Annotated in this window: 5 protein-coding genes; all 5 read right to left on the reverse strand. The window is 69.0% G+C overall.

Annotated features, from left to right (window positions below):
- On the reverse strand, window positions 1-577 hold a 577-nt coding region (locus K0M70_RS10385), incomplete at its 3' end, for an ABC transporter ATP-binding protein (RefSeq protein ID WP_290781797.1).
- On the reverse strand, window positions 574-1,533 hold the full coding sequence (locus K0M70_RS10390; RefSeq protein WP_290781798.1) for an HlyD family efflux transporter periplasmic adaptor subunit: 960 nt from the start codon (window positions 1,531-1,533) through the stop codon (window positions 574-576). The genes K0M70_RS10385 and K0M70_RS10390, both read right to left, overlap by 4 nt.
- Before the next feature lie 40 nt (window positions 1,534-1,573).
- Window positions 1,574-2,080, reverse strand: coding sequence for a hypothetical protein (locus K0M70_RS10395; RefSeq protein WP_290781799.1), 507 nt, complete (start codon window positions 2,078-2,080; stop codon window positions 1,574-1,576).
- Window positions 2,077-2,724: an isoprenylcysteine carboxylmethyltransferase family protein gene (locus K0M70_RS10400; RefSeq protein ID WP_034211155.1), complete on the reverse strand. Its 648-nt coding sequence runs from the start codon at window positions 2,722-2,724 to the stop codon at window positions 2,077-2,079. The genes K0M70_RS10395 and K0M70_RS10400 overlap by 4 nt, the downstream gene beginning before the upstream one ends.
- A 14-nt stretch (window positions 2,725-2,738) precedes the next feature.
- Window positions 2,739-2,963: a DUF2933 domain-containing protein gene (locus K0M70_RS10405; protein WP_290781800.1), complete on the reverse strand. Its 225-nt coding sequence runs from the start codon at window positions 2,961-2,963 to the stop codon at window positions 2,739-2,741.
- Window positions 2,964-3,174: the final 211 nt, after the last annotated feature.

Here is a 3,174-nt window from a genome sequence, read left to right on the forward strand (position 1 = left end):
CCAGCTCGGGGCCCACCCCGGTCTCGCGGTACTGGGCGAGCATCGTCCACAGCTCCCGCCGTGACAGCGGGTCCACACCCAGCCCCGGTTCATCCAAGATCAGCAACTGCGGGGCATGGATCAGGTTCGTGCACAGCGACAGCTTCTTGCGCATGCCGCCTGAGAGCTTGCCCGACAGGCGCTCGGTGAACCGGGCGAGACCCGCCATGGCCAACAGCTGCGCCCGCCGCGGACCGTAGTCGGCATCGCTGACGCCCCGCAGCGTGGCCGCCAAGCGCAGGTTTTCCTCGATGGTGAGGCGGTCGTAGAGGGTGAAGCCCTGGGTCATGTACCCCAGGCCCGCAGCGATGCGCTTGCTGTCGCGGCGTGAATCGCCGCCCAAAACGGTACAGGACCCTTCACTGGGATCCAGGATGGCGGCGAACATCTGCAGCAAGGTGGTCTTGCCGGCGCCATCGGCGCCGACCACGCCCAGCGTTTCGCCCGGGGCAAGCGACAGGCTGACATCCCGCACCGCCCAGCGCGGGCCAAACCGCCGGCCCAGCCCCTGGGCGACAAGGCGAGCGGTCGGCGTCACTGCGGCACACGCAAGGGCGTGGGCCAGGGCGCCTGCGCGTCCCATTGGATCCAGGCGTCCGCCGGCATACCCGGCTTGAGCTGCTGCTCGGCGTTGTCGATCACCAGGGTCACGCCGTAGACCATCTGTGCCCGCTCATCGGGCACGTGGATATCGCGCGGCGTGAACTGGGCGTAGGGATCGACCCGGGCGACGGTGGCCGGAAACGTCTGGTCCGGGTAGGCATCGACCCGCACCTGCGCCGACTGGCCCAGCTTGACCCGGCCGGCGTCGTTGGCGGCCAGGTACACCTTGAGCTCGATACGACGCAGGTCCGCCAGCAGGGCCAAGGGCTGGCCCGGCTGGATCACTTCGCCAACCTCGACCCCGCGCACGAGGACCGTGGCATCCTGCGGCGCCCTGACCTCGGTCCGGCTGACATTGGTCTGGGCCAGCCGCACCCGCGACTCCACGCTGCTCACCTGCGCCTGCAGGCTGGCCCGCTGCGCCCGCAGCCGTCCCAGTTCACCTTCGGCCTGGTTGACGGCGTCGTTGACGCTGTCCAGCTCCCGCGCCGTCGCGATTTGGCTAGCGACCAGCCGCTGAATCCGTGCCCGTTGCTGTCGGGCCGTCTCGACATGGTGCTGCCAGGACGCCATCTGCGCATCCAGGGCTGCCACGCTCGCCCGAATGGCCTGCGCCTCTTCCTGCACGCTACTGAGTTGGTCCTGCGTGGTGACCGGGTCGATCACCAGCAACACGACACCGGCCTGGACCGGCTGCCCCTCCACGAGCCGTTGCTCCACCACCCGTCCGCCGGTCTCGGCGGCCAGGCGCACTTCCGTGGCTTCCACGTGGCCGCTGCCATAGGCGAATCCGGCCGGCAGGGGAGGTGCCCGCAGCCATTGGTAGGCGAGCGCGGCGGCGCCGGTCAGCGCCACCACCGCCAGCAAACTCCACACGATTTGGCGACGCATCAGGTGATTTCCCCTCGCTGGGTTGGCGCCCGGCAGTCCATCACGGACCGCCGTGCAGGTTGTCGTACACCACGTCGAACCGATCGACGGTTTCGCCACGGCGAACTTCGATGCGCAAACGGTGATTACGCCCTTCGGCGATGACCAGGGTCGTTCCGAACGACAGCGCGTCTCCCAGCGGCATGGGCTCGAGCACCTTGCTCATCGCCGCGCCCTGCGGCGGGGTGTGCCGCACGGTCACCGTGGCCTGCGTGATGCGCTGGCCGGTCGGGGTATCAAACAGCGCGACGACCAGGTGATGGGTACCCGCCGCAGGCCGGACGGTACCGTGCACGTCCGGCGCCGGCGGGTGCGCCGCCAGAGCCGCCTGGGACAGGGCCGCGGGCACCACACCGTAGTAGAGCGTGATCCGCTCGTTCTGTTGCCGCTGGTCCGTGGGCGCCGCGTGGGCTATCGCAACGAACGCGGCGAGGACGACCCCCGCCGTGCCCACCACGGCCCATCCCAGGCGTCGGGTATATGCCGTCGCGTTGCCGGGCCCGCTCATGCCGTCACCGCCGGCCGGCGCCGGCCCGGGATGAAGGCGGGTGTCACGGCCTGGTAGCGCGCGTACGATTCGCCAAACCGCGCCAGGCTGTCGCGCTCCTCCGCCTTGGACAGCCGCCAGTAGGCGATGACCAGGATCGGGAACATCGCCAGCGTGATCAGGGTCGGCCACTGGAGCAGGAAGCCGAACATGATCAGCACGAAGGCCACGTACTGCGGGTGCCGGATCCGGGCATAGGGGCCCGTGGCCGCCATCTGACCCAGGCGCTGGGCGCGATAGAGCACCGCCCAGGCGCTGGACAGCAGCCAAAATCCCCAGACGATGAACACCATGCTCAGGACATGGAAGGGCCCGAAGTGCGGGTTGGCCCGCCAACCGAAGATCATCTCGAACACGTGGCCCGCATCATGCGAGAGCCAGTTCACCTCCGGGAAGCGGCTGGTCAGCCAGCCCGAAAGGAAATAGAGCGACAGGGGGAAACCGTACATCTCGGCAAACAGCGCCACGATGAACGCCGAGTACATGCCGAAGCTGCGCCAGTCGCGGCGGGTGGCCGGCGTGTAGAAGGTGTAGGCGAAGAAGATGAAGAGCCCGGCATTGAGGACCGCCAGGGTCCACAAGCCATAACCGGAAGCGCTGGACATGACCGTCTCCTCGTTTAGTGGTGGTGGCCGCCGGGCGGGCGGTCGTCGTCGGCGGGGGGTGCGGGATTGGACGGCGGCGGCTGGGTCTTGTCATGGCGGTGACCGCCGTGGCGATGGCCGGCATGCATGCCCAGGTGCAAAGCGAAGAACGCGCCAATCAGGATGTAGGGCAGGGCGCCAAACAGATGCGCGCCATGCTCGACGAGCAGGAAAAAGCCGGCAATGGCCAGGAAGCCCAAAAAGGCCAGCCGGATCCACCAAGGCGCAGGGGCGCGCGACGGCGGAGAAGGGTGCGAGTCGTGGTGGTTGATTACGAACAACGGGTGCAATTGGATGACAGGACAGCCCCCAGAAACCGGGCGCGGGCCCGAACCCCCGGGGCCGCGCCCCCGCCGCCCGCGCGACCCCCGCCGCCGCCGAAAAGCCACCCCCCCCGGCAGGCCCCCCCCC

Source organism: Arenimonas sp. (assembly GCF_019459675.1).
Taxonomy (GTDB): Bacteria; Pseudomonadota; Gammaproteobacteria; order Xanthomonadales; family Xanthomonadaceae; genus Arenimonas.